Annotated in this window: 24 protein-coding genes; 12 read left to right on the forward strand and 12 right to left on the reverse strand. The window is 70.7% G+C overall.

The genetic code is table 11. The features are described from left to right. The first annotated feature begins 25 nt into the window (after positions 1-25). Together AB5J73_RS35945 and AB5J73_RS35950 are read left to right on the forward strand one after the other, a co-directional pair. Positions 26-394 carry a DoxX family protein gene (locus tag AB5J73_RS35945; RefSeq protein ID WP_370963267.1) on the forward strand — a complete coding sequence of 123 codons (369 nt, stop codon included), beginning with the start codon at positions 26-28 and terminating at the stop codon, positions 392-394. 16 nt (positions 395-410) lie between these two features. After that, complete coding sequence (locus AB5J73_RS35950) at positions 411-1,181, forward strand: alpha/beta fold hydrolase (protein WP_370963268.1); 771 nt, start codon at positions 411-413, stop codon at positions 1,179-1,181. A 28-nt stretch (positions 1,182-1,209) separates the two neighbouring features. Here the strand turns inward: AB5J73_RS35950 and AB5J73_RS35955 are convergent, their stop codons facing one another. Both AB5J73_RS35955 and AB5J73_RS35960 read right to left on the reverse strand, forming a co-directional pair. Continuing rightward, on the reverse strand, positions 1,210-2,112 hold the full coding sequence (locus tag AB5J73_RS35955) for a DUF4436 family protein (protein WP_370963269.1): 903 nt from the start codon (positions 2,110-2,112) through the stop codon (positions 1,210-1,212). Between the two features lie 154 nt (positions 2,113-2,266). Continuing rightward, on the reverse strand, positions 2,267-2,437 hold the full coding sequence (locus tag AB5J73_RS35960; protein WP_370963270.1) for a hypothetical protein: 171 nt from the start codon (positions 2,435-2,437) through the stop codon (positions 2,267-2,269). Positions 2,438-2,622: 185 nt separating this feature from the next. Between AB5J73_RS35960 and AB5J73_RS35965 the strand changes: the two genes are divergently transcribed. Continuing rightward, positions 2,623-3,381: a CoA ester lyase gene (locus AB5J73_RS35965; RefSeq protein WP_370963271.1), complete on the forward strand. Its 759-nt coding sequence runs from the start codon at positions 2,623-2,625 to the stop codon at positions 3,379-3,381. A 3-nt stretch (positions 3,382-3,384) separates the two neighbouring features. On the opposite strand, the gene AB5J73_RS35970 is transcribed toward AB5J73_RS35965, so the two are convergent. From AB5J73_RS35970 to AB5J73_RS35980, 3 genes are all read right to left on the reverse strand, one after another. Next, a complete protein-coding gene (locus tag AB5J73_RS35970; protein WP_370963272.1) occupies positions 3,385-4,560 on the reverse strand; it encodes a CaiB/BaiF CoA transferase family protein in 1,176 nt (391 codons plus the stop codon). Between the two features lie 35 nt (positions 4,561-4,595). Continuing rightward, positions 4,596-5,576 (reverse strand): hypothetical protein, encoded by a 981-nt coding sequence (locus AB5J73_RS35975; protein ID WP_370963273.1) that lies wholly within the window; start codon positions 5,574-5,576, stop codon positions 4,596-4,598. 145 nt (positions 5,577-5,721) lie between these two features. Further along, positions 5,722-6,996 (reverse strand): hypothetical protein, encoded by a 1,275-nt coding sequence (locus AB5J73_RS35980; RefSeq protein WP_370963274.1) that lies wholly within the window; start codon positions 6,994-6,996, stop codon positions 5,722-5,724. A 180-nt stretch (positions 6,997-7,176) separates the two neighbouring features. Between AB5J73_RS35980 and AB5J73_RS35985 the strand changes: the two genes are divergently transcribed. From AB5J73_RS35985 to AB5J73_RS36005, 5 genes are all read left to right on the forward strand, one after another. Next, positions 7,177-7,797: a hypothetical protein gene (locus AB5J73_RS35985; RefSeq protein ID WP_370963275.1), complete on the forward strand. Its 621-nt coding sequence runs from the start codon at positions 7,177-7,179 to the stop codon at positions 7,795-7,797. A 101-nt stretch (positions 7,798-7,898) separates the two neighbouring features. Beyond that, positions 7,899-9,221 (forward strand): M20/M25/M40 family metallo-hydrolase, encoded by a 1,323-nt coding sequence (locus AB5J73_RS35990; protein WP_370963276.1) that lies wholly within the window; start codon positions 7,899-7,901, stop codon positions 9,219-9,221. Beyond that, positions 9,221-10,114, forward strand: a complete 894-nt coding sequence (locus AB5J73_RS35995) for an alpha/beta fold hydrolase (RefSeq protein WP_370963277.1) — start codon at positions 9,221-9,223, stop codon at positions 10,112-10,114. Before AB5J73_RS35990 ends, AB5J73_RS35995 begins: the two co-directional genes overlap by 1 nt. A gap of 31 nt (positions 10,115-10,145) precedes the next feature. Beyond that, on the forward strand, positions 10,146-10,745 hold the full coding sequence (locus AB5J73_RS36000) for an ArsR/SmtB family transcription factor (protein ID WP_370963278.1): 600 nt from the start codon (positions 10,146-10,148) through the stop codon (positions 10,743-10,745). After that, positions 10,735-11,457 (forward strand): SRPBCC domain-containing protein, encoded by a 723-nt coding sequence (locus tag AB5J73_RS36005; protein WP_370963279.1) that lies wholly within the window; start codon positions 10,735-10,737, stop codon positions 11,455-11,457. The genes AB5J73_RS36000 and AB5J73_RS36005 overlap by 11 nt, the downstream gene beginning before the upstream one ends. Here AB5J73_RS36005 and AB5J73_RS36010 read toward each other — a convergent pair. From AB5J73_RS36010 to AB5J73_RS36020, 3 genes are all read right to left on the reverse strand, one after another. Beyond that, entirely contained in the window at positions 11,454-11,678 is a 225-nt protein-coding gene (locus tag AB5J73_RS36010) for a DUF5703 family protein (protein WP_247023397.1), read from the reverse strand. The genes AB5J73_RS36005 and AB5J73_RS36010 overlap by 4 nt on opposite strands. Continuing rightward, entirely contained in the window at positions 11,675-12,688 is a 1,014-nt protein-coding gene (locus tag AB5J73_RS36015; RefSeq protein ID WP_370963280.1) for a YncE family protein, read from the reverse strand. The genes AB5J73_RS36010 and AB5J73_RS36015 overlap by 4 nt, the downstream gene beginning before the upstream one ends. A 91-nt stretch (positions 12,689-12,779) precedes the next feature. Continuing rightward, positions 12,780-13,748: an aldo/keto reductase gene (locus AB5J73_RS36020; RefSeq protein WP_370963281.1), complete on the reverse strand. Its 969-nt coding sequence runs from the start codon at positions 13,746-13,748 to the stop codon at positions 12,780-12,782. Positions 13,749-13,835: 87 nt separating this feature from the next. On the opposite strand from AB5J73_RS36020, the gene AB5J73_RS36025 reads away from it, so the two are divergent. The 4 genes from AB5J73_RS36025 to AB5J73_RS36040 all read left to right on the forward strand — a co-directional run bounded on the left by AB5J73_RS36025 (position 13,836) and on the right by AB5J73_RS36040 (position 18,635). Then, positions 13,836-14,873: an LLM class F420-dependent oxidoreductase gene (locus AB5J73_RS36025; protein ID WP_370963282.1), complete on the forward strand. Its 1,038-nt coding sequence runs from the start codon at positions 13,836-13,838 to the stop codon at positions 14,871-14,873. Between the two features lies 1 nt (position 14,874). After that, positions 14,875-15,717, forward strand: coding sequence for an undecaprenyl-diphosphate phosphatase (locus AB5J73_RS36030; RefSeq protein ID WP_370963283.1), 843 nt, complete (start codon positions 14,875-14,877; stop codon positions 15,715-15,717). A 49-nt stretch (positions 15,718-15,766) separates the two neighbouring features. Next, positions 15,767-16,486 carry a histidine phosphatase family protein gene (locus AB5J73_RS36035; RefSeq protein WP_370963284.1) on the forward strand — a complete coding sequence of 240 codons (720 nt, stop codon included), beginning with the start codon at positions 15,767-15,769 and terminating at the stop codon, positions 16,484-16,486. A 94-nt stretch (positions 16,487-16,580) separates the two neighbouring features. Beyond that, on the forward strand, positions 16,581-18,635 hold the full coding sequence (locus AB5J73_RS36040) for a M3 family metallopeptidase (protein ID WP_370963285.1): 2,055 nt from the start codon (positions 16,581-16,583) through the stop codon (positions 18,633-18,635). Positions 18,636-18,735: 100 nt separating this feature from the next. On the opposite strand, the gene AB5J73_RS36045 is transcribed toward AB5J73_RS36040, so the two are convergent. The 4 genes from AB5J73_RS36045 to AB5J73_RS36060 all read right to left on the reverse strand — a co-directional run bounded on the left by AB5J73_RS36045 (position 18,736) and on the right by AB5J73_RS36060 (position 21,824). Then, positions 18,736-19,392 carry an SGNH/GDSL hydrolase family protein gene (locus AB5J73_RS36045; RefSeq protein ID WP_370963286.1) on the reverse strand — a complete coding sequence of 219 codons (657 nt, stop codon included), beginning with the start codon at positions 19,390-19,392 and terminating at the stop codon, positions 18,736-18,738. A 69-nt stretch (positions 19,393-19,461) separates the two neighbouring features. After that, positions 19,462-20,058, reverse strand: a complete 597-nt coding sequence (locus AB5J73_RS36050; protein ID WP_370963287.1) for a ClpP family protease — start codon at positions 20,056-20,058, stop codon at positions 19,462-19,464. 122 nt (positions 20,059-20,180) lie between these two features. Next, on the reverse strand, positions 20,181-21,161 hold the full coding sequence (locus AB5J73_RS36055) for a malate dehydrogenase (protein WP_370963288.1): 981 nt from the start codon (positions 21,159-21,161) through the stop codon (positions 20,181-20,183). A gap of 231 nt (positions 21,162-21,392) precedes the next feature. Then, positions 21,393-21,824 (reverse strand): MarR family winged helix-turn-helix transcriptional regulator, encoded by a 432-nt coding sequence (locus AB5J73_RS36060; protein WP_370963289.1) that lies wholly within the window; start codon positions 21,822-21,824, stop codon positions 21,393-21,395.

The following is a 21,824-nucleotide window of genomic DNA, read 5'->3' on the forward strand; positions in this document are numbered from 1 at the left end:
CACTTTCTTCGGACCGGAGGTCATCGTGAACGTCGTCCTGTGGGTAGTGGCTGGTGTGCTCGCCGCGCTGTACCTCGCCGCCGGGGGCATGAAGCTCGCGACCCCGCGCGCGAAGCTGCTGGAGAACCCGAACATGGGCTGGACGGCGGACTTCTCCGAGGCGGCGGTGAAGGGCATCGGCGCGGTGGAGATCCTCGGCGCGCTCGGGCTGATCCTGCCCTGGGCGCTCGGCGTCGCGCCGGTGCTGACCCCGCTGGCCGCCACCGGACTGGCGGTGGTCCAGATCGGTGCGATCATCGTGCACGCACGGCGCAAGGAAACGAAGGCGCTGCCGATGAACGCCGTGCTGCTCGTGCTGGCGGCGTTCGTGGCGATCGGCCGGTTCGCCGGCTGAGGGATCCGGAGGTGCGATGACGCTCATCGGCGGGCGGGAAGTGGCCTACACCGACCACGGTGGCCAGGGCGCGGTGGTGGTGCTCCTGCACAGCTTCCTGATGGACGGCCGGATGTTCGCCCCGCAGCGGGCGGCGCTCGAGGGCTTCCGGTGCGTCACCGTCGACGAGCGCGGGCACGGCGGCACCCCCGCCGACGGCCCGTTCGACTACTGGGACGTCGCCCGGGACGTGCTGGGCGTGCTCGACCACCTCGGCGTCGAGCGCGCGGCGGTCGTCGGGACGAGCCAAGGCGGATTCGTCGCGCTGCGGCTGGCGCTGCTCGCCCCGGCGCGGATCAGCGCCATCGCGGTGCTCGGCACCTCGGCGGCCGCGGAAGACCCCACCGTCGCGGCCGGCTACCGGGCGGTGCTGGACGCCTGGGTGACCGGCGGCGCCCCGCCCGCGGTGCTCGACGGCGTCGCCCGCATCTGCTTCGGCGACTTCGCGGCGCCGGACTGGATCGAGCACTGGGCCTCGGTGCCGCCTGCCCAGCTGACGCCGGCCATGAACGCGCTCGTCGACCGGGACGCCGTGCTGGCGCGAGCGGGCGAGATCTCGTGCCCGGCACTGGTCCTGCACGGCTCGGCGGACCTCGCCTACCCGGTCGAGCGGGCGGCGGAGCTGGCCGCCGCGCTCCCCGCGGCCGAGCCCCTGGTCGTCGTCGAGGACGGCGCCCACTTCCTCAGCTTCACCCACGCGCCGGCGGTGAACCCGCACCTGCTGGAGTTCCTCGAGGCGCACGCGTGACGGACGTCGATCTGCGCAAGCTTCATGGTCACCCGCCCTCGGATTCCTGACTTTCCGGTGTCACGTGCGAGATGGCGGCTACCGCGATGATGATCGCCGCTTGGATGCCGAACAGCTTGTCGAGCATGGTAAAACCGGCGACATCCGCCGGCACGAGAACTTGCCGAAGAGTTACTATTGCGAGAAGCGCCGCAGCAAGTTCGAGGGGACTGGTTCGCGCGTCCTTCGCGGTTCGTCCCAGGCGATAACGCGATAAGACATAGCTCGCGATCAACACGATGGGCAGCAGGAATATGCTGAGCACATAGGCCAAGTTCTCCTGGTTCCGGCCGAAGGTGATGCGCACGTCTCTGTCGAGATTTGGAACCGCCGTCGGGTTGCCGTCAAACGTTGCGGTCAGGTGGTCGCTTCTCAAAGTCTTGTCGAAAACCCAGTCGTTGACACTGGAATTGAACTTCACTTCGGATACCGCCAGGGCCAGCTCCTTGCGGTTGGCTACCCTGGCATGAAGCCGGAAGGTGGAAATGTACTCATCGAACGGGTACGACGCGGGGTAGCCGGTGAGCGGGAGTACGAAAGACGGAATGCCCGCGGAAACCGAATTCCTGTCAAGGTGAAAACGTGTTGCGCTGGAAACTCTCCCTTCGCCGTACTCGTCTTCTGCTGCAGCAAACTCGACGTCGACGTTTTCTTGGCCGATCTCTGTGAGAGAATCGTTCCACCGACGGACGTCGAGCTCGATACGGCCGTTGGCTCGCATTGTGCCGGCCCGCAGATCAACTTGGTTTATGGTGATCTCCACCAGGCCGTCGTACCTGTTCGGCGAACCAGCGGGCGGCGCGTCACCTGTCCCCAGGGTGGTGTCGGCATCAGTTGGTACGGCTGCCCATATCGCGATGCCTATTGATGCAAGCGACAGCAATCCGATCAACCATCTCACGCTTGTGAATCGGGCTTTCGCTTCGCAGCGTTACGAATAGAGCGGTGGCCGGCCCGTGCTCCGGCCCGCGGCCCGGCACCATGACCGCTCGCACACCCGGTGCGCCATGATCGCGTCGACCGACCGCTCACCCGTGCGAGCTGCCTCAGCGCTCGGTCGCGGCTCGGAGCTGCTCCGGCCGCCGCCCCGGGAACAGCCCCGCGCGCAAGCCTTGCCACAGCTTCGACGGACGGCGCGGCCCCGCAGCCACCGGGGCCGGGCCGGCCCGATACTCCATCTCCACCTTGGCCCAGTCGTAGATCCAGTCGCCTCGCATGTCGATCCCTCACTCCGTCGGATGATGGAGCCCACGATCGTGCTGAGGCCGCCCCGCCCGCATCGGGTGAACACGCACTCCGGCCGGGGCGGGCCCTTACCCCCGGAGTTCCGCCACCGCGTCCAGGCCGTAAGCCGCTGGTCCAGCGCGAACGCCTCAGCCGCCTTTGATACCTTCGGGGCACCATGACCGCGAGGACGTTCCTGTTCGTGCCCGGCGACCGGCCCGACCGCTTCGGCAAGGCCGTGACCAGCGGTGCGGACGTCGTGCTCCTCGACCTCGAGGACGCGGTCGCCCCGGCGGACAAGGACACCGCTCGCGAGGCGGTCGGCGCGTGGCTGGCCGCGGGCGGCACGGCGACGGTCCGGATCAACGCCCCGGGCACCCCGTGGTTCGAGGCCGATGCCGCTTTCGTGGCCGCGCGCGGTGTGCCCGTCATGGTGCCGAAGGCCGAGACGCCGGGAGTGCTCGCCGGGTTCCGTGAAGTCGTGGCCCTCGTCGAAACCGCGCGGGGCGTCGAGCGCGCCGGTGAGCTGGCGGCGGTGCCGTCGGTGTCGCGGCTGGCGTTCGGCACCGTCGACCTGGCGGCGGAACTCGGTGTCGAGCCCGAAGACCCGGAGCCGTTCGCCTACGCGCGGTCGCGGCTGGTGATCGCGTCGGCGGCGGCCGGGCTCGCACCGCCGGTGGACGGCGTCACCACGGACCTGCGCGACGACGACCGGCTGGCCGCCGACGTCCGGTACGCGCGCCGCCTGGGTTTCGGCGGCAAGCTGTGCGTCCACCCGCGGCAGATCGCCGCGGTGCGCGCGGGGTTCGCGCCGACCGACGCCGAACGCGAGTGGGCGCGCCGGGTCGTCACGGCGGGCGCTTCGGTGTCCACTGTGGACGGGAAGATGGTGGACAAGCCGGTGCTCGCCCGGGCCCGCCGCATCCTGGGGGAGTAGGCGCTACACGGCTCCCCGGCGCCGCAACGCTTCCGCGTCGAAGCCGAACTCCGCCAGCACCGCGTCGGTGTGCTCGCCCACGTCCGGTACCGGGTCCATCCGGGGCGCCCGGCCGGCGACGGTGATCGGCGGCAGCGTCGCGCGGATCGGCCCGGCCGGCGTCGCCACGTCCGCGAACCGGTCTCGCGCCGTCAGCTGCGGGTGGGCCAGGACGTCGGGCAGCTCGCGGCGGCGGGCGTGCGCGATCCGGCCCGCCGTCAGCCTCTCCGCCAGCTCGGTGCCGGTCAGCCCGGCGAAGACCGCGTCGATCTCCCGTTCCAGCGCGGGCCGGTTCGCGACGCGGGCGCTGCCGGTCGCGAACCGCTCGTCGGTCACCCACTCCGGCCGCCGGACCGCGTGCTCGCAGAACGCGGCCCACTCGCGGTCGTTCTGCACCGCCAGCACCAGCTCGGTCCCGTCCCCCGCGGCGAAGGTGCCGTAGGGCGCGATCGCGGGGTGGCTGGTGCCGGTCCGCGGTGGCGGCGTCCCGCCGTAACCGGCGTAGTAGAGCGGAAATCCCATCCACTCGACGAGCGAGTCGAACAGGCTGACCTCCAGCTCGGTGCCCTGTCCGGTGCGCTCCCGGTCGTAGAGCGCGGACAGGATGCCGGAGAAGGCGTACATCCCGGCGCCGATGTCCGCGGCCGGGATGCCGCTCTTGGCCGGCTCCGTCTCCGACCCGGTCACCGAAACCAGCCCGGCTTCGGACTGGATGAGCAGGTCGTACGCCTTCGCATCGCGGTAGGGCCCGCTCGAGCCGTACCCCGACACCGAGCACGTGATCAGCCGCGGCCGGGACGCGCGGAGCTCCGCCGCGCCGAGGCCGAGCCGCTCGGCTACACCGGGGGCGAAGTTCTGCACGAAGACGTCGGCCCGGTCCAGCAGGGCCGCCATCACCTCGCCCGCCGCGTCGCTCTTGAGGTCGAGGGTGATGCTCTCCTTCGACCGGTTGAGCCACACGAAGTGGCTGGACAGGCCGTGCACGGTTTCGTCGTAGGCGCGGGCGAAGTCGCCGCCGCCCGGCCGTTCGACCTTGAGCACCCGGGCCCCGAGGTCGGCGAGGTGCCGGGTGGCCAGCGGCGCGGCGACCGCCTGTTCGCAGGACACGACGGTGACGCCGTCGAGGGGCAACGAGAGCATGGCCGCATCCTGCCACCCGGGAACCGACGGCACAGTCAGACCGCGCGGGCGATGGCGATGTTCCCGGCGAGCCGCGCGCCGGCTTCGTAGATCATGTACTCGCGGCCCTGGTAGGTCCCGAAGCTCGGCGCCGCGCACCGCCCGTTGTCCGGCGCCCCGGCCAGCGGGGCGTGGAACACCCCGAGGTGGTCGCGCTTGGAGAAGTCGGTGCCGACCTCGGTGATCATCAGCTTCCCGCCGTGGGCGATGTCGGTGTTGTACACGACGTACGTGCTGTTGTTCCGCTCCAGCAGGTGCGGGCCGCCGATGTCCGACGCGCCGACGTCGGTGTGCCGCACCAGCGGCGTCTGCGAGAACGTCCACGTCCGCGCGTCGGCCGACCAGCCCCAGCCGATGTCGCGGTGGTTGGTGGTGTTGTTGAGCATGAAGACCATGACGTACCGGGCGTTCTTCGCCGGCAGGTCGTGGCGGAACACCCGCGCGTAGGACGTTTCGGTGGTGCCGGCGGGCTGCAGCCGCGTCGAGAGGACCTCCTTTTCGTAGGTGAAGTGGATGCCGTCGGCCGAACTGGCCAGCCGCGTCACGGTGTTCTCGCCGTGGAAGTACAGGTAGAGCCGCTTGACGTCGTCGTTCCACAGGGCGTGCGGGGAGGAGACGTGGCTGACCGAGTACTCACCCGGCCACGAGTTCCCGATGATCGGGTTACCGGCGTACTCGGTGAACTCCTCGTCGAGGGAGTTCGCGTACGCCAGGCAGATCCCGCCGGGCGCGTCGTGCGGGGCGTAGTAGAGGTAGTACGCGCCGAGCGCGCCCGGGATGCGGCCGGCGGTGCCGCGCACGCAGGGGAAGATGAGTTCACCGGTCGGGTTGTACCGCAGCTTGCTCTTCACGAGGGCGAGCCGCTGGTAGCGGTAGTCCGGGAAACCGGCCGGCGCCGCGGTCGCGGCCCCGGGCAGCAGCGCGGCCGCACCGAGCGCGGCGGTTCCGGCCAGCAGGCCGCGGCGGGTGAGGGTCATGGCGGCTCCTTCGTCGTCGAAGTGTGCCGTGACGGTGGCATTGTGGAGTGGGCTAGGTCAAGGGAGTGATACGTATTACTGACTCCGGGGCAGCGGCGGGGGAGTTTCGGGCACTCCGACCTTCAGCCGAGACGGCGGACGCTGCTCACTTCGCTCGCCAATTCGTCATCAGACCCGTTCCGCGGGCTGTCCTGATCCACGACTCGAGCGCCTGCCGGACGACGACGCTGATCGATTCGGCGATGGGCGCCCCGGTGAGCCCTTCGGTCAGGTAGTGCATCACGGCGGCGTTGAACGCATTGTTGCGGCCGGGCACGTCTCGCGCCGGCGGGAGTCCCGGGGTCACCGAAACGGCCGGCAGCAGCTCGTTGTCCAGAACGATGTGCGCCGAAGTCGCCTCCGCGGCCGCGTGGCCACGGACGATCGTGACCCGGGGGAGCTTCCCGCTCGCTGCGAACTTCTGCAGGGTCTCCTCCGGCGTGGCTTGGGCGTCGGCCTCGACGTCGGCCGTCGCCATCAGCCGGCAGAGCTCGGGGAGGGTGCAGATGTACAGGTCGATCAGCCTCCGGTTGAACGCCTCGAGCAGGGCGTTCGCGGCGCCTTGGTGGTCTTCGGGCAGGAACCGGCCGTGGTCGACGCAGACGAGAAGGTTCGGCGACAAGTTCTCGAGGGCATGGCAGAGCTCCCTGTGGAGCCCGGTTCTGAAGTAGCCCGATATGTGCAGGACGCCCCCGCGACTGGTCTTCTTGACCATCTTGCTCAGGAGTGGTTCCCAGTTGAAACCGCCCAAAGCTCCTTTGTGGGTGAACGTCGTGCGGTATGAACTGTCCGCCTGCAGCAGATGCAGGGAAACGCCTGATTGCGCGTGCGCATCATTTTGGTAGTGGGCACGCCTGATCCACTTTTCCTCGCTCAGTTTACCGCGCAGCTCGTCGCTGAGTGCGGTCTGTTCGCCGAGCCGGGAGTACAGATAGCTCCGGTGGTCGAAGTTCTGGTGCAGGTAATGGCCGACGTAGCACGCCGACCCGCCGCAATCGTACCGGATCTGATCGAGTGTGCTGTATTCGTAGTTGTCGAGGCGCTTGACGCTGATCGGCTGGACCATGAGGTCCAGGTAGACGCCGCCGAGGATGAAGAAGCCTGGCCGCCATGCCTTCCGAACGGCATCCAGCCTCCACTCCAGGGTGGTGTCGCGACGTGACAGCCCGGCTCTGCTTCTCCAGCTGGGGTAAAGCTGGTCCGCGCTGCGTCGCAGCAGCGACTCGGCTGCTTCCGGTAGCCGCTTCAACAGATTTCTGGCCAGGGAAAGCAGGGGTTCGCGAAATAAACGAACAAGAACGGCTGCGATGATGAAGGCGGTCAACTTGAGTGAGACATCGCTGAGGATGATCTTGTTCAGGAAGTTCCAGAACTGTGTCATGGTCAACTCCTGCGTTGCCGCTCGAATATCCGGCGAGTGTGGTTTGAAGGGTCGTGGTGATGGGATCCCGTGTTACAGCAGCGGTCTCGATTCCGTCACGTTCGGCTCGCCGGGGTGTAATCCGTAACTCGGCCGCCGGCGCAGGCGATTCCGATGGCACTCGCCTGCCGAGGAGGTCCGATGAAACCGTTCTTTTGTCACGCGAATCGTCCGATCGGCGTCGCCCTCGAGGTGGTCGCTGTCGCCGGATTGCTGGGCATCGCCGGGGCGATGACTTCCGCGCCGGCCGACGCGGCTCCCGGGCGGACCAGCCGCGGCGACGCGGAAGCCGTCCTGCGCGCGAGCGGTGCCGGCGGAGCCGCCATCCGGAACCACCACGTGGTCGGCGGTGGCTCGCCGGCCGACATCGACGGGCGGGTGTCCATTCGCGTGCTGCCGTCGGTGGACGGCCGCCACTACTGCCAGGACGACTGGCACGTCATCCTGGTGGCGGAAATCAGCGGCGGGGACAAGTCGTTCACCATGCAGAACGCCAAGGCGGAATCGGACGCCGTACGGCTGGAGTTCTTCCTCGACGGCTCCCCGCTGGCCACCGAGCGTACGTCGGTCAAGCGGTTCCTGGACCCGGGCCGCTTCGAGTTCGACGAGGCGTACTACTTCCAGCAGGGCGCGATCATGGCACCCGGTGATCTGACGGTCGGCGCGCATTCGTTGCGGGTGGTCGCCACCGACCCGGCCGGCGGCGGGGAAAACGAGATCACGGTCTGGATCGACGCCACGGGCACCGGCACCTGCCTCTGAGTCCGGTGCTCAGGAGCCTCGGCGGCTCCACCGGGGCCCGCTGGCCGTCCCAGCAGGCGCGCGGCCAGCGCACCCGGCCATCCGGGTGATAGGAATGGCCGGTGACCGAACCGAACACCATCGAAGCCGCCGCGGCCGAGGCCGTCACGCTGACCAGTGAGCTCATCCGGATCGACACCACCAACACCGGGGATCCCGACACGCTGGTCGGTGAGCGGGCGGCGGCCGAGTACGTCGCGGAGAAGCTGACCGACGCCGGCTACGAGATCACCTACGTCGAGTCGGGCGGGAAGAACCGGCACAACGTGATCGTCCGGCTCGAAGGCGCCGATCGGTCCCGGGGTGGGCTGCTGATCCACGGGCACCTCGACGCCGTGCCCGCGGACCCGTCGGAGTGGTCGGTCCACCCGTTCTCCGGTGCGGTCCAGGACGACTACGTCTGGGGCCGCGGCGCGGTCGACATGAAGGACATGTGCGGGATGGCGCTCGCGCTGGCCCGGCACTACAAGCTGAACGACGTGGTGCCGCCGCGGGACCTCGTCTTCGCCTTCCTCGCCGACGAAGAGGCCGGCGGCAAGTACGGCGCGCAGTGGCTGGTCGAGAACCGGCCGGAGCTGTTCGAGGGTGTCACCGAGGCGATCAGCGAGGTCGGCGGCTTCTCGATCACGCTCAAGGACGACGTCCGCGCCTACCTCATCGAGACGGCGGAGAAGGGCATCCGCTGGATGAAGCTGCGCGTGCGCGGCACCGCCGGCCACGGGTCGATGATCCACCGCGACAACGCCGTCACCAAGCTCGCCGAGGCCGTCGCGAAGCTCGGCAACCACCGCTTCCCGCTGGTGCTCACCGAATCCGTGAAGGAGTTCCTCGCCGGCGTCACCGAGATCACCGGCTGGGACTTCCCGGAGGACGACCTCGAAGGCTCGGTCGCCAAGCTGGGCAACATCTCCCGGATGATCGGCGCGACCCTGCGCGACACCGCCAACCCGACCATGCTGACCGCCGGGTACAAGTCGAACGTCATCCCGTCGGTCGCCGAGGCCGCGGTCGACTGCCGGATCCTGCCGGGCCGGCTCGAGGCCTTCGACCGCGAGCTCGACGAGCTGCTCGGCCCGGACATCGAGAAGGAGTGGATGGAGCTGCCGCCGGTCGAGACGACGTTCGACGGCGCGCTCGTCGACGCGATGACCGCCGCGGTGCTGGCCGAAGACCCGGGGGCGAAGACGCTGCCGTACATGCTCTCCGGCGGCACCGACGCCAAGTCGTTCCAGCAGCTCGGCATCCGCAACTTCGGCTTCGCGCCGCTGAAGCTGCCCGCGGACCTCGACTTCTCGGCACTCTTCCACGGCGTCGACGAGCGGGTCCCGGTCGAGGCGCTGAAGTTCGGCACCCGCGTGCTGGACCGGTTCCTGCGCACGTCCTGATGACCGGCTTCGCGCTCGCCGACGGAACGTCCCTGCAGCTCATCCGCAGGGGCGACCCGGCCGCGCCGGTGACCGTCGTGTTCGTCCACGGCTACGCGCTCGACCAGCGCAGCTGGGGCCGGATCGCGCCGCTGGTCCCGGACGCGGCCGAGGGGCCGGTGGCCGTGCTGACCTACGACCAGCGCGGCCACGGCGGTTCCGGGCGGGCGCGGCGCGGCACCGCGACCATGGCGCAGCTCGGGGACGACCTCGCCGAGCTGCTCGGGCGCGAAGTGCCGGACGGGCGGGTGGTGCTCGTCGGCCACGACATGGGCGGCCTGGCGATCATGTCGCTGTCCCAGCGGCACCCTGAGCTGTTCGCCGCGCGGGTGTCCGGCCTGGTGCTGCTGGCGACGTCGTCGGGGACGCTGGCCACCGAGGTGTCGGCGGCCTGGCCCAGCGCGCTGGGGAAGCTGGCGCGCGACCTCGAAGCGGTACTCGGCTCGAAGCTGTTCGGCGTCGTGCGCGAGCACACCAGCCGGGCGGTCAGCGCGGGCCTGCGCTGGTGGCTCTTCGGCGACGACCCGGACCCGGAGCTGGTCGAGCTGACCGTGAAGATGATCCGCGGCAACTGGCCGCACACCGTCTCGCTCTTCCGCCCGGCACTGGACGCCTACGCGCGCGACGCGGCGCTGGCGCAGGTGAGCGGGGTGCCGGTGACGGCGATCGTGGGGGAGCGGGACCGGATCGTGCGGGCCTCCGACGTCGAGCAGTGGGCCGGCGGGCTCGACGACGGGACCGCCGTGGTGCTGCCGGGCGTCGGGCACGTCGTCCCGCTGGAGGCCGCGGCGCAGGTGCTGCCGCGGGTGGTCGCCCTGGTCAACGCCAGCCACCGACAAGACGAGAGTTCTTGACAACTTCTCTGTTCGGTACGAAGCTGAGCGCATGTTCTCCGTGGCGGTGATCGAAGACCCGGCCGCGGCCGAGGTGTCGCTGGACCCGATCCGCGCGCGGCTGCTGGCCGAGCTGGCCGAACCCGCGTCCGCGACGATGCTCGCGGCCCGGGTGGACCTGCCGCGCCAGAAGGTCAACTACCACCTGCGCGCGCTGGAGGCGCACGGCCTGGTGGAGCTGGTCGAGGAGCGGCGGAAGGGCAACGTCACCGAGCGGATGATGCGGGCGACCGCGGCCTCGTACGTCATTTCGCCGGCCGCGCTCGCCGCGGTCCAGCCCGACCCCGCGCAGTCGCCCGACCGGCTCTCGGCCCGGTGGCTGCTCGCGGTGGCCGGCCGGCTGGTGCGGGACGTCGGCCTGCTCATCACCGGCGCGGCCAAGGCGAAGCAGCGGGTCGCGACCTTCGCGCTCGACGGTGAAGTGCGGTTCGCCTCGCCCGCCGACCGGGCCGCGTTCGCGGAGGAGCTGACCACGGCGGTCACCACGCTGGTGGGCAAGTACCACGACGAAGCGGCCGAGAAGGGCCGCGGCTACCGGGTGGTCGTCGCCGTCCACCCGAGCATCCCGGAGGAGACCGCCAGTGGGGCGTGAGTTCGAGCTGACCGACGTCGCCGAGGTCGGCGCGACGCCGGAGCAGGTGTGGGAAGCCATCGCCACCGGGCCGGGCATCGACTCGTGGTTCATGGGCCGCAACGAGGTCGAGGGCGGCACCGGCGGCGTGGTCCGCGGCGCGTTCGGCGGGTATCGGCCCGAGTACCGCATCCGCGAATGGGAGCCGCTGGAGAAGCTCGTCTACGGCAGCGACCCGGCGCCGGACGGGCGGACGATCGCCTACGAGTTCCTCGTCGAGGGCCGGGACGGCGGCAGCTCGGTCGTCCGGTGCGTCACCAGCGGCTTCCTGCCCGGCGACGACTGGGAGGACGAGTTCGAGGCGATGACCGCGGGCGGCGCGCTGTTCTTCCGCACGCTCGTCGAGTACGTCACGCACTTCGCCGGCCGCACGGCGGTCCCGGTCACGGTGTTCGGACCGCCGGTGGGGGACTGGGACGAGGCGTGGGCGCGGCTCGGAACGGCGCTGGGACTGCCCGCGAGACCCGCGGTCGGCGACCGGGTGTCACTCGGCGGCGTCGTCTACGCGGCCAACGACCAGACGGTGGGAATCCGGACCCCGGACGCGATGATCCGCTTCATGGAGGGCTTCCACGGCCCGATGGTCGCGGCCCACCACGTCTTCACCCCGGGCGCGGACGCCGAGGCCGAGGAGAAGACCTGGAGCGAGTGGCTGAACCGGGTGTTCGGCTAGGTCGGGAGACCGCCGGGCAGGCTCTCCTTGGTCTTCTTGCGGCGCAACCAGACCCTGCGCGTGCCGTCGGCGTAGAGCCGCACGGTGCGCAGTTCCCAGCCCGCGAACTCCGCGTGGATGGAGAGCTGGATCGCCGCCGCACGCCGGGACACACCCGGGGGGAGGTGCAGGCGGCGGTACTCCCAATCCCCTTCGACCACCGCCTCGCTGACCGTCGTCATGGCTGGATCACCTGGGTCCCTTCTCCGGCGGCCGAGCCGACGAGCACGCGGCCGCTGCTCTCGTCCACCCCGACCGAGTCCGGCTGGCGCACGGTGGGGAACCGGTACTTCTCGACGGGTTCGCCGCCGCGGACGTCGAACCCGACCACTTCGTTGCGTTCGGTCAGCGTCACCCAGGCCAGGCTCCGCTTCGCGTCGTAGGCGATCCCGTACGCGCCACCCGGCACCGGGTAGCGCTGCCGCAGGATCAGCGGCCCGGCCGAGAACGCCAGCAGCGCGCCCGCCCGGGCGTCGGTCACCAGCACCCGCCCGTAGGAGTCCGCCACGGCGTTCGCGGCACCGTCGCCCGCCCGCAAGCCTTCGTTGACCTTGCCCGCCGCGACGTCCACCGAGAACACCGCCGTCCGCAGCCGGTCCAGCACCACCACGCCGTCCCCGGTGTCGACGACGTCGTCGGCGCTGTAGAGCTGCCCGCCGATCGTCCGCGCCGGACCGCTCACCGGCAGCAGCCGGAGGTCCTTGCCGTCGCCCATCGCGACCAGCCGGTCCGCGCCGAACGCGATGCTCGACGCCGGCATCCCGCCGGTCTTCGTCTCGGTCAGCGCCCGCTCGGGCAGCCTCAGCTCCTGCACCACACCCGCACCCGGCTCCGCGATCTCCACCCGCCCCGGCGTCACGGTCAGCTTCTCCGCCTTGCCGTATAACGGCATATTCACCGGGGCGGACGCGAGGGCGTTCAGGTCGTAGAGCCGCAACGACGGCGGCTCGGAAAGCGCCACGACGAGGGTCGAGGTCTTCGCGTCGACGGCGAGGGCGGAAACGGCGCCGCCGGGCAGGACCTGCCCGGCGGGTTTCACGCTCACCGCGGGGGAGACCGCCGGGCGCGCGGCCTGCGGGTTCGCCACGATCTGCAGCTCGTCGCCGGTCGACTTCGCCGAAGAGCAGCCCGAGAGCACCATGGCACCGGCGAGCGGGAGCGCGATCCACGACACGGCGGTGAGCCGACCCACGCTGTGGCCTCCGGTTGTTCCTCGGTGGTTGGTCTTCACCAGCATGCTCCTTGATCCCCTCGCCGTCACGTCCGTGTCACCCAACAGACACCTACCGCGGCCAGCGCTCGGGGTAGCCGACCTCGATCGCGCTGACGTCGTCGAGCGCGGACCGGATGGCGGGCGGCAGGGTGATGCCCTCGGCGGTCAGCGAACCGGTGAGCTGACCGGTGTCCCGCGCGCCGACGACCGGCGCGACGACGCCGGGGCGGTCGCGGACCCAGGCCAGCGCGACGGCCAGCGGAGAGGTACCCAGCCCGTCGGCGGCGGTGGCGACCGCCTGCACGATCCGGGCGGCGCGGTCGGTGCGGTGGTGCTCGACGTAGCCGGCGTAGGCGCTGTTCGCGCCGCGCGAGTCGGCGGGCGTGCCGGAGCGGTACTTGCCGGTGAGCACGCCGCGGCCGAGCGGCGCCCACGGCAGCAGCCCGATGCCGTGGTGCTCGGCGGCGGGTACGACTTCGCGGTCGACGCCGCGTTCGAGCAGCGAGTACTCGACCTGGGTGGAGACGATCGGGGCGGCCGGTGCGGCGCCGGCGGCGGCCGTCGCCAGCTGCCAGCCCGCGTAGTTCGAGACCCCGACGTAGCGGACCTTCCCGCTGGTCACGGCGTACTCGAGGGCGGACAGGGTCTCGGCGAGGGGCACGCAGCCGTCCCAGGCGTGCAGCTGCCACAGGTCGATGTGGTCGGTGCCGAGCCGTTTCAGGGAGCCGTCGAGCGCGCCGAGCAGGGCACCGCGGGAGGCGCCGCCGCCGAACGGGCCGTCGGTGCGCTTGGCGACCGCTTTCGTCGCGAGGACGACGTCTTCCCGGGGGACGAGGTCACCGAGCAGCGAGCCGAGCACCCGCTCGCTCTCGCCTTCGCCGTAGATGTCGGCCGTGTCCACCAGGGTGCCGCCGGCGTCGACGAAGGCGACCAGCTGGCTGGCCGCCTCCTCCGCGTCGGTGTCGCCACCCCAGGTCATGGTGCCGAGCGCCATCCGCGAGACGCGCAGTCCCGAGCGGCCGAGCAGTCGCTTTTCCACGACCGCCGAGCCTAGTGGGCGGTCCCCGGCGAACCTGACCAAGGTGAGTCGTGTCGCGGCCGAGGGCCCCCGTTAGGGTTCGGCCCCGTGCGACTCGGACTCAATCTCGGCTACTGGGGAGCGGGGAACGACCCCGCGAACCTGGCCCTGGCGAAACAGGCGGAGGACCTCGGCTACGCCGTCGTGTGGGCCGCCGAAGCCTACGGCGCGGACGCGGTGACGGTGCTTTCGTGGCTCGCGGCCCGCACGTCGCGGATCGACGTCGGGTCCGCCGTGCTGCAGATCCCGGCCCGGACGCCGGCGACCACCGCGATGACCGCGGCGACCCTGGACACGCTCTCGGGCGGGCGGTTCCGGCTCGGGCTCGGCGTGTCGGGTCCGCAGGTGTCGGAGGGCTGGCACGGGGTGCGGTTCACCTCGCCGGTGGAGCGCACCCGGGAGTACGCCGCGATCGTGCGGTCGGCGCTGCGCCGCGAGCGCGTCAGGTTCGACGGCGACCACTTCACGCTGCCGCTGCCGGACGGCCCGGGCAAGGCGCTGCGGCTGACCGTCCGCCCGGCGCGCAGGCACATCCCGCTCTACCTGGCCGCGATCGGGCCCCGGAACCTGGAGCTGACCGGCGAGATCGCCGACGGCTGGCTCCCGGTGTTCTTCTCGCCGGCGCACGCGGGGGAGCAGCTGGCGCCGATCCGCGCCGGTGCCGAGCGGGCCGGGCGCGCCCTGGCGGGCTTCGACGTCGCGCCGAACGTGCCGCTGGTGCCCGGGGCGGACTGGCGGGACTGCGCGGACGCCGTCCGCGGCTACGCGGCCCTGTACCTGGGCGGGATGGGGAGCAAGGAGAAGAACTTCTACAACCGGCTGGCGTGCCGGATGGGCTTCGCGGCCGAAGCCGCGGAGGTGCAGGAGAAGTACCTGGACGGCGACCGGGCGGGGGCGATGGCGGCGGTGCCGCTGGAGTTCCTCGACGCGACGTCGCTGCTGGGACCGAAGGAACGGATCGCGGAGAAGATGACGGAATTCGCCGAAGCCGGCGTGACGACCCTGTCGGTGTCGCCGCTGGCCCCGGAGCCGGCCGGCGCGCTGCGCACCGCCGCCGAGGCGCTCGAGCTGGCGGGGGTGGCCTGACGTGGGCTGGTTCGAAGCACTGGTGCTGGGCCTGGTCCAGGGCCTGACCGAGTTCCTGCCGATCTCGTCGAGCGCGCACCTGCGCATCGTCGCGGCGCTGGCCGGCTGGGACGACCCGGGCGCGGCGTTCACCGCGGTCACCCAGATCGGCACCGAACTGGCGGTGATCATCTACTTCGGCCCGAAGATCGGGAAGATCCTGCGGGCCTGGTTCTTTTCACTGTCCAAGGCGGAGTGGCGCCAGGACCCGGACGCGCGGCTGGGCTGGCTGATCATCGTCGGTTCGCTGCCGATCGTGGTGCTGGGGCTGCTGCTGCAGGACCAGATCGACAGCGCGTTCCGCGACCTGCGGATCACCGCGACGGTGCTCATCGTGTTCGGCCTGATCCTGCTGCTCGCCGACCGGATCGGGAAGCAGGAGCGCACCCTCGACCACCTGACGGTGCCGCACGGCCTCGGCTTCGGCTTCGCGCAGGCGCTCGCCCTGATCCCGGGGGTGTCCCGCTCGGGCGGCACGACGAGCGCGGGGCTGCTGCTGGGCTACACCCGCGCGGAGGCGGCGGAGTACTCGTTCCTGCTGGCGCTGCCGGCGGTGTTCGGGTCGGGCGTGTACAAGCTCAAGGACATCGGCTCGGGCGGGGTGCCGGCCCAGTGGGGCCCGACGATCCTGGCGACGCTGGTCGCGTTCGGCGTCGGGTACGTGGTGATCGCGTGGCTGATGGCCTACATCAAGAAGCGCAGCTTCGTGCCGTTCGTGGTGTACCGGCTGGTGCTGGGCGTGCTGCTGTTCGTGCTGATCTTCACCGGCGCGCTGGACCCGAACGCGGGTCCCGTCAGCCACTGAGCCGCCCGCGTGGGGACCGCTCGCCCGGTCCCCACGTAGGGTGGGTCCCGTGAGTACGGTCATCCTTCTCCGGCACGGCAAGTCGACGGCCAACGGTTCGGGTATCCTCGCCGGGCGCTCCCCGAAGGTGAACCTCGACGACACCGGCCGCGCCCAGGCGGAGAAGCTCGTCGAACGGCTCGACGGGGTCCCGCTGGCCGGGCTCGTCGTTTCGCCGATGCTGCGGTGCAAGCAGACGGTCGGCCCGCTCGCGGCCGCGCGGAACCTCGGGAAGACGGTCGAACCCGGGCTGTCCGAAGTGGACTACGGCGACTGGACCGGCAAGGAGCTCAAGCACCTCGCGAAGGAACCGCTCTGGCGGGTCGTGCAGGCGCACGCCTCCGCCGCGGTCTTCCCCGGCGGTGAGGGGCTGGCCCAGATGCAGGCGCGCTCGGTCGCCGCCGTGCGGGCGCACGACCGGCGGATCTCCGCCGAACACGGCGACCACGCCGTGTGGCTCCTGTGCAGCCACGGCGATGTGATCAAGTCCATCCTCGCCGACGCGCTCGGGCAGCACCTCGACGCCTTCCAGCGGATCGTCGTCGACCCGGCGTCCATCTCGGTCGTGCGCTACACCGAGACGCGGCCGTTCGTCATGCGGGTCAACGACCACGGTGGCGATCTGCGCGGCATCGTGCCGCCGGAACCCCAGCCGGACCGGAAGGCGAAACGAGGCAAAAAGGCCACGTCGAGCAGCGATGCCGTCGTCGGTGGTACCACCGGGCCGTGAGCTTGGCCACCTCCGGAAAGCGCTGACATCGGCAGCGGGGGAACCCGTAGGGTGGCGGGACCGAGTGTGCCACCCCGACCAGGAGCCTGCGCCGATGATTTCGCCGGACAACCCGTTCGCCGCACCCAGCGAGCTGCCCTACGCCCTGCCGCCCTTCGACCGGATCGCCGACGAGCACTACCGGCCCGCGTTCGAGGCCGGGCTGGCCGAGCACGCGGCGGAGATCGAGCAGATCGCGGCGCAGGACGCCGAGCCGACGTTCGACAACACCATCGTGGCCCTCGAGCGCGCCGGTGAGCTGCTGGGCCGCGTCGCGAGCGTGTTCTACAACCTGGCCGGCTCCAACAGCACCGACGAGATCCAGGCCATCCAGGCGGAGTTCGCGCCGAAGCTGGCCGCGCACCACGACGCGATCCACCTGGACCCGAAGCTGTTCGCCCGCATCGACGCCCTGCACGCCAAGCGCGGCGAGCTCGGCCTCGACGAGGAGTCGCTGCGGCTGCTGGAACGGCGGCACACCGACTTCAGCCGCGCGGGTGCCGGGCTCGGCGAGGCCGAGCAGGCCCGCCTGCGCGCGCTGAACGAGCAGCTCTCCACCCTCCAGACGAAGTTCCAGCAGAACCTCCTCAAGGACACCAACGAGCTCGCCGTCGTCATCGAGGACCGGGCCGAGCTGGCCGGGTTCGGCGACGGCGCGATCGCCACCGCGGCCGAGGCGGCCGCCGCCCGCGGCGAAGACGGCAAGTACGTGCTCACCCTGACCCTGCCGACGAGCCAGGCGTCGCCGCTGGAGACCCTGCGCGACCGCGACGTCCGCGAGCGGATCCACGCCGCGTCGATGGCGCGGGGCAACAGCGGCAACGACTTCGACAACAACGGTGTCGTCGCCGAGATCGTCCGCCTCCGCGCCGAGCGCGCCGCGCTCCTGGGCTACCCGAACCACGCGGCGTACGTCATCGCCGACGAGACGGCCAAGACCGCGGAAGCCGCGGCCGGGCTGCTCGAACGGCTGGCGCCGGCCGCGGTCGCGAACGCCCGCGCCGAAGCCGCGGAGCTGCAGCAGCTGCTGGAAGCCGACGTGCCGGGCGCGAAGCTGCGCCCGTCGGACTGGCCGTTCTACGCCGCCCAGGTCCGCCGCGAGCGCTTCGACGTCGACACCGAGGCCCTGCGGCCGTACTTCGAGGCCGACCGCGTCTACCTCGACGGCGTCTTCTTCGCCGCGAGCAAGCTCTACGGCCTCACCATCACCGAGCGGCACGACCTCCCGAAGTACCACCCGGAGGTCCGGACCTTCGAGGTCTTCGACGCCGACGGCACCGCGCTCGGCCTGTACCTGCTCGACCTCTACACCCGCGACTCCAAGCGCGGCGGCGCCTGGATGAACACCTTCGTCGACCAGTCGGCGCTGCTGGACCGCAAAACGGTCGTGGTGAACGTCCTCAACGTCGGCAAGCCGCCGGCGGGGGAGCCGACCCTGCTGACCTTCGACGAGGTCGTGACGGCGTTCCACGAGTTCGGGCACGCCCTGCACGCACTGGTCTCCTCGGTCCGCTACCCGACGTTCTCCGGCACCAACGTGCCCCGCGACTTCGTCGAATACCCGTCCCAGGTCAACGAGATGTGGATGCTGTGGCCGGAGGTGCTCGCCAACTACGCCAAGCACCACGAGACGGGCGAGGCCCTGCCGCAGGAGCAGGTCGACAAGCTCCTCGCCGCCCAGCAGTACGGCGAAGGCTTCGCCACCACCGAGTACCTCGCGGCGTCCCTGCTCGACCAGGCCTGGCACGGGCTCGGCGTCGACGACCGCGTGGGGGAGGTGCAGCGGTTCGAAGCCGAGGCGCTCGTGAAAGCCGGCGTGGCCGTCGAGGCGATCCCGCCGCGCTACCGCACGACCTACTTCGCGCACATCTTCAGCGGCGGCTACAGCGCCGGGTACTACTCCTACATCTGGAGCGAAGTCCTCGACGCCGACACCGTCCAGTGGTTCCGGGAGAGCGGGGGACTGACCCGCGAGAACGGCGACCACTTCCGCCGCACCCTGCTCGGCCGGGGCGGCAGCGTCGACCCGATGGACGCCTTCCGGGCGTTCCGCGGCCGAGACCCGGAGATCGAGCCGCTGCTGGCCCGCCGCGGCCTCAACGGAGTCTGACTCTCTGAGTGTATAACGACCTATACCGTGGGGCTGGTTTCGAAAAACCAGTCCCACGGTTCGTTGTGCGCTTCCAAAAACCGCACCGGACCGGAAGGGCTCAGGCCACCAGCCGCAGCCAGGCTTCCGCGAGTGCGCAGTGGCCGGCGGGGGTCGGGTGCACGCCGTCTTCGGACCAGTGTTCCGGTCCGGTTTCCGCGGAGAGTCCGGCGAACATGCGGTCGGCGGCGAGCAGGTGGGCGCCGTACTCGCCGGCGAGGTGCCGCACGGCCTGGATCTTCGGGTCGAGGCCGGCTCGCCAGTCCCGGCGGACGTCGTCGTCGATGCGGATGTCGCCGGCTTCGGTGACGCCTTCGACCGGCAGGAGGAAGGGCTCGATGAGGATCAGTTCCGCACCGGTTTCGGCGAGGGGTGCGAGCAGGCGGTCGTAGCCCGCCGCGAACTCGTCCGCGGAGACCTCGGGCGCGTGTGGGTCGAAGGTGTGGCGTCCGTTGTCGTTGACGCCGACGAGGATCGAGACGACGTCGGGGTGGGCGTCGAGGACGTCGGTCTGCCAGCGGGCTTCGAGGTCGGTCACGGTGTGGCCGGCGTCGGCGGTGTCGATCCAGGTGATGGGGCGGTCGGGGTGGGCGAAGGACCATTCGCCGGCGACCAGGAGTGGGTAGCCGCAGCGGTCTTCGCCGTCCGGTCGCCAGAGGGTGGTGATGGAGTCGCCGGCGAAGAGCACGGTGCTGTGGGGCTTCAAGGTGATCGTCATGGGGTCGAGCGTGGTGGTGGCGGCTGGCGGGGGACGCACAGCGGGCTGGCATCCCCCGCCTTCGCGCTGTCAGGCCGTGGCGGTCCGCTCGTGGGTGACGATGTGGTCGACGAAGCCGTAGGTGAGGGCTTCGTCGGCGTCGAACCAGCGGTCGCGGTCGGCGTCGGCGGTGATGCGCTCGACGGTCTGGCCGGTCTGGGCGGCGGTGATCTGGGCGATGCGGCGCTTCATCTTGCCGAAGACCTCGGCCTGGATGGCGATGTCGGTGGCGGCGCCGCCGATGCCGGCGGAGGGCTGGTGCATGACGATGCGGGTGTTGGGGAGGAGGTAGCGCTTGCCGGGGGTGCCGGAGGAGAGGAGGAACTGGCCCATGGAGGCGACGAAGCCGAGGCCCCAGGTGGAGACGTCGGGTTTGACGAGCTGCATGGTGTCGTAGATGGCCATGCCGGCGGTGACGGAGCCGCCGGGTGAGTTGATGTAGAAGGTGATGTCCTTGGCCGGGTCGTCGGCGGCGAGGAGGAGAAGCTGGGCGATGATGCGGTTGGCGACTTCGTCGTTGACTTCGGAGCCGAGGAAGACGATGCGGTCGCGCAGGAGCTGCTGGTAGACCGAGTCGTCGGGGGTCTGGCCGGGGGTGTGCATGTCGGGTAGGGCGAGAAGGGTCATGGGGGTGACGGTAGGGCGGGGGATCCGGTGGGCGGGGCCGGTTTCGCTGTGGGCGTGCGGTGTTCGCGGGACGCGAAAGGGCCGCCGTCCGGTGTGGACGGCGGCCCTGGTGGTGCGGTGGCTCAGATGAGGCCGAGCTTCTGCACGGTGTCGCGCTCTTCGACGAGCTCGGCGACGGAGGCGTCGATGCGGGCGCGGGAGAAGTCGTCGATCTCGAGGCCCTGGACGATTTCGTACTTGCCGTCCTTGGCGGTGACGGGGAAGGACGAGATGATGCCTTCGGCGACGCCGTAGGAGCCGTCGGAGACGACGCCGGCGGAGGTCCAGTCGCCGGCCGGGGTGCCGTTGACCCAGGTGTAGACGTGGTCGATGGCGGCGGAGGCGGCGGAGGCGGCGGAGGAGAGGCCGCGGGCTTCGATGATGGCGGCGCCGCGCTTGGCGACGGTGGGGATGAAGTCGTTTTCGAGCCAGGCCTGGTCGACCTCGACGCTCTTGCCGCCGACTTCGGCGTGCTGGACCGAGGGGTACTGGGTGGCGGAGTGGTTGCCCCAGATGGCGAGCTTCTTGAGTTCGGTGACGGGGACGCCGAGCTTCTTGGAGAGCTGGGCGAGGGCGCGGTTGTGGTCGAGGCGGGTCATCGCGGTGAAGCGGTCGGCGGGTACGTCGGGGGCGTGCGACCGGGCGATGAGGGCGTTGGTGTTGGCGGGGTTGCCGACGACGAGGACCTTGATGTCGTCGGCGGCGCCGGCGTTGATGGCTTCGCCCTGGGGCTTGAAGATGCCGCCGTTGGCTTCGAGGAGGTCGCCGCGCTCCATGCCCTTGCTGCGGGGGCGGGCGCCGACGAGGAGGGCGATGTTGGTGCCTTCGAAGGCCTGCTTGGGGTCGTCGAAGATGTCGATGCCGGCCAGGAGGGGGAACGCGCCGTCGTCGAGCTCCATGGCGGTGCCCTCGGCCGCCTTGACCGCCTGCGGGATCTCGAGGAGCCGCAGCTTCACCGGGACGTCCTGGCCGAGGAGCTGACCGGAAGCGATGCGGAAGAGCAGCGCGTAGCCGATCTGGCCGGCGGCGCCGGTGACGGTCACGTTGACAGGGGCTTGGGTCATTGCGGTACTCCAGCTTGAGACGACTTTGGCTAGTGGTGTGGAGCCTATCCCTCCCGGGCGTTGCTGGTCGGGTGCGTCCAGTCACTGTTGCGTGGATCGCTTTTCGGGGGCTCCGGGTGGTGAAACCCCCGGCCCGGGGCGAAGGCCCCGGTTGTCACAGCTCGCTTTGGGGGGTCCGGGTGGCGAAGCCCCCGGCCCGGGGCGAAGGCCCCGGTTGTCACAGCTCGCTTTTCAGGTGTCGGTGACGTTCGTGGCGAGGCGGTGGAGGAGGTCGGTGAGCTGGGTGAGCTCGGTGTCGGTGAGGCCTTTTCGCAGGCGTTGGTCGTGGGCGATGGCGGCGGTGGCGAGGCGGTGGAAGAGCTGTTCGCCGTCGTCGGTGAGTTCGACGAGGTGGACGCGGCGGTTTTCGGGGTCGCGGCGGCGGGTGACGAGGCCGGTGGTTTCCATGGCGTTGAGGTGGTGGGTGAGGGTGGCGCCTTGGATGCCGACGGCGTCGGCGAGTTCGCGCTGGTTGGCGACGGTGCGGGTTTTGAGGGTGATGAGGATCTGCCAGACGGGTTGGGAGCCGCCGGCGGCGGTGAGGGCTTGGTCGAAGGCGCGGCTCGCGGTTTTGGCGGTGCGGGTGAGGACGACGCCGATGGGGGTGGTGGTGGGTGGTGGCAC

Origin of the sequence: Amycolatopsis sp. cg9 (genome assembly GCF_041346945.1) — a bacterium.
Classification (GTDB): domain Bacteria; phylum Actinomycetota; class Actinomycetes; order Mycobacteriales; family Pseudonocardiaceae; genus Amycolatopsis.

Bases quoted from the DNA above. Each gene is read 5' to 3' on its own strand.
- AB5J73_RS35950 (WP_370963268.1), top strand. From the start codon at position 411: ATGACGCTCATCGGCGGGCGGGAAGTGGCCTACACCGACCACGGTGGC.
- AB5J73_RS35960 (WP_370963270.1), bottom strand. From the start codon at position 2,437: ATGCGAGGCGACTGGATCTACGACTGGGCCAAGGTGGAGATGGAGTAT.
- AB5J73_RS35965 (WP_370963271.1), top strand. From the start codon at position 2,623: ATGACCGCGAGGACGTTCCTGTTCGTGCCCGGCGACCGGCCCGACCGC.
- AB5J73_RS35970 (WP_370963272.1), bottom strand. From the start codon at position 4,560: ATGCTCTCGTTGCCCCTCGACGGCGTCACCGTCGTGTCCTGCGAACAG.
- AB5J73_RS35975 (WP_370963273.1), bottom strand. From the start codon at position 5,576: ATGACCCTCACCCGCCGCGGCCTGCTGGCCGGAACCGCCGCGCTCGGT.
- AB5J73_RS35980 (WP_370963274.1), bottom strand. From the start codon at position 6,996: ATGACACAGTTCTGGAACTTCCTGAACAAGATCATCCTCAGCGATGTC.
- AB5J73_RS35985 (WP_370963275.1), top strand. From the start codon at position 7,177: ATGAAACCGTTCTTTTGTCACGCGAATCGTCCGATCGGCGTCGCCCTC.
- AB5J73_RS35995 (WP_370963277.1), top strand. From the start codon at position 9,221: ATGACCGGCTTCGCGCTCGCCGACGGAACGTCCCTGCAGCTCATCCGC.
- AB5J73_RS36000 (WP_370963278.1), top strand. From the start codon at position 10,146: ATGTTCTCCGTGGCGGTGATCGAAGACCCGGCCGCGGCCGAGGTGTCG.
- AB5J73_RS36010 (WP_247023397.1), bottom strand. From the start codon at position 11,678: ATGACGACGGTCAGCGAGGCGGTGGTCGAAGGGGATTGGGAGTACCGC.
- AB5J73_RS36040 (WP_370963285.1), top strand. From the start codon at position 16,581: ATGATTTCGCCGGACAACCCGTTCGCCGCACCCAGCGAGCTGCCCTAC.
- AB5J73_RS36045 (WP_370963286.1), bottom strand. From the start codon at position 19,392: ATGACGATCACCTTGAAGCCCCACAGCACCGTGCTCTTCGCCGGCGAC.
- AB5J73_RS36050 (WP_370963287.1), bottom strand. From the start codon at position 20,058: ATGACCCTTCTCGCCCTACCCGACATGCACACCCCCGGCCAGACCCCC.
- AB5J73_RS36055 (WP_370963288.1), bottom strand. From the start codon at position 21,161: ATGACCCAAGCCCCTGTCAACGTGACCGTCACCGGCGCCGCCGGCCAG.